We start from the raw sequence: 2416 nt of genomic DNA on the forward strand, positions 1-2416 counted from the left end.
TCAAATTTTTTATTTGTTTCTACATCGCCTAGAATTTGATTTTCTTTTTTACAAGAAAAAATAGCAGCTAATACTAAAAATGAGAGAATTGCCTTTTTCATATCTAACTTTTAAATGAGCTATAAATATAAAAATAAAAATTTGTTTAAATTGAATTATTTCTTTCTTAACAGTTGAATAATTTGAAATACCGTTAATGCTAAAAAAACTACCCAAATATTATTCAAAATAATATTTTCAGAAACAACACCGTTTTTAGTGATGCTTTTTAATCCTAAAATCAAAGCTAGCATTCCAAAAAAAGTGCCTATTAAAGTTCCAACAACATAATAAAAGCCAAGTTTTTTTTTGGTTGATATATAGTTTTTATTGACCAAATACAAATTCCAGCTCAACCAAAAAGGAACTTGTGCAAAATTCAGGCTACTTAAAATTAATCCGATTATAAAAGTTGGAAAACCAATGAATCTTGATTCTTGAGTGTTATTAATACTATTTTGACCTTCAGTTGGATAAAAATAAAAGGTCAAAAAAATTAAAAATCCAATTGAAAAAATAGAAATCCACTTTTTTAATTTAGGATTCATATTTAATTTATTGGCAAAATAAAAAGTGGCATAAATTACAATGGCTTCAATGATTAAAACGCCTAATAAATAATATATGAGCTGCCATAAATTTGATTTTGTATAAATTTCAAAACCAATTACATTTAAATATCCTAAAGGAATTGAACCAATAAAACTGACTAAAAAACCAACACCTATATTTTTTAAAACTTTCAAAATTAGAAATGGTTTAGTTTTTTGTTTTGAGCCAAATGTAGTCTATATTGTTCCATTCCAGCTTTGTGCGATAAATATGGAAATCCTTTTTTATGGTTTTCAATACTTATTTGATACATATAAGTAATATGTCTTGACAATTCTTTCCAAGCAAAAAATATGGAATGTCTTGGATCGTAAATATGTGTTGGTTCGCTTCCAGCACCATTAATTTCGACTACTTGAAAATTTTTGCCCTCTTCCAATTCTTCAATAGAATTGTACATTAGATCCATTCGACCGAAATAAAAACCATCAATTTGCAAACACATTTCATTGATTACTTCATTTAGTTTTGATGTAATTAGACTTTCACCATCTACAAATTTTGCGCCACGACAATGATTTCCGAAAGGAACAAGATTCAAGGGTTCGCCAACAGGCAGAATGTTTTCTAAAGTATTGCCAAATTCTTTTTCTAAGGTTTTTAATTGCAATTCGAAACGAGGGTTTTGTTTTAGTAAAGTTCGGATAGATGATTTCCCATCGCCCACTACTATTAAGAATTCTTTGGAAACAATTCCAGTGATTTTACCTTTATCATCATTGGGAAAACGAACATAAAATATACCGATTTCATTTTTAAACGGAATTAAATCTTGCAACAAATAGTCAAAATTTGCTTTTGAATGATACACTTTTAACTCTTCCAAAGAATTGATTTTCTTGACTGCTGAACCTCGCAAACCAATATCTGGTTTGACAATAAATGGATATTTAATATTTGATTTCTGAAGTGTTTGTTCCACTATTTCAAATTTCTCATTTTCATTTACAAATTCAGTTTTTGGATAATATTTTTGTGGAATTAAATCGTAAATTTCTTTTTTGCTTTCCATAATAAATCCGCCATTGGTAATGGTTGGATTTGAAGCATTAAAAAAGAAAATACTCCTTGCTTTTAAAGCATAAAAAGCCCATAAAAAATAAATAGGAATATATAGGATGTGAAATGGCCAATATTCCCAATGGGTAAGTTTATGAAAAAATAATCGCATTAAATAGTTTGGAATGAATTGGTGAAATTTTTATTGGTAATCAAATCATTATAATTAAAAATAGCCTCACCGTTTTCAAGAATGACTTGCGAAATACTTACCGTTTTTAGCACATTATTTCTGTTTATAACCAATCCGTTTTCTGTGTTTTCGGGTTCGGTATTTGAATGAAAATTATACAAATCAACTTCGGATATTTCGTCTTTATGTTTGATAAAATCATAAAACCAAAGACTTCTTTTTTCACGAATTTCTTGTGAATATAATGTAGAAGATGACCAAATGTATTTTTTAGAAATGTCCAACTCCATTGTATCCTTTTCTATTTCATTCCATTGCAATTGAAAAAGCTCTTGATTTTCATAAACTACCAACGTAAATGGCTCCACTTTTTCTAAATCAATTTTGTTCCAAGCTTCGACAATATTATCGGTTGCAATTAAATCTAAAACTATCAATCCCCTACTCTTTTGGTAAAAATTGGTTTTGAATTCATGTTTTTCTTTAGCTCCGTTTAAAAGTACAATTGTATTTCCATTTTCGGCAATGGCAAACCAAGTTCCTCCAGCTTTGGCATCTTTGGGAAACAATATT

General features: G+C 28.3%; 3 protein-coding genes. All 3 read right to left on the reverse strand.

Annotated features, from left to right (window positions below; translation table 11 throughout):
* Positions 1-155: 155 nt before the first annotated feature.
* Positions 156-785, reverse strand: a complete 630-nt coding sequence (locus RMN92_RS04075) for a hypothetical protein (RefSeq protein ID WP_309608189.1) — start codon at positions 783-785, stop codon at positions 156-158.
* Between the two features lie 2 nt (positions 786-787).
* Entirely contained in the window at positions 788-1822 is a 1035-nt protein-coding gene (locus RMN92_RS04080; protein WP_309608190.1) for a D-alanine--D-alanine ligase, read from the reverse strand.
* Positions 1822-2416: NRDE family protein (locus RMN92_RS04085; RefSeq protein ID WP_309608191.1), on the reverse strand; the 595-nt coding region annotated here is incomplete at its 5' end. The genes RMN92_RS04080 and RMN92_RS04085, both read right to left, overlap by 1 nt.

This window comes from Flavobacterium sp. (genome assembly GCF_031363805.1).
In the GTDB taxonomy this organism is placed as follows: Bacteria; Bacteroidota; Bacteroidia; order Flavobacteriales; family Flavobacteriaceae; genus Flavobacterium.

Bases quoted from the DNA above. Each gene is read 5' to 3' on its own strand.
- RMN92_RS04080 (WP_309608190.1), bottom strand. From the start codon at position 1,822: ATGCGATTATTTTTTCATAAACTTACCCATTGGGAATATTGGCCATTT.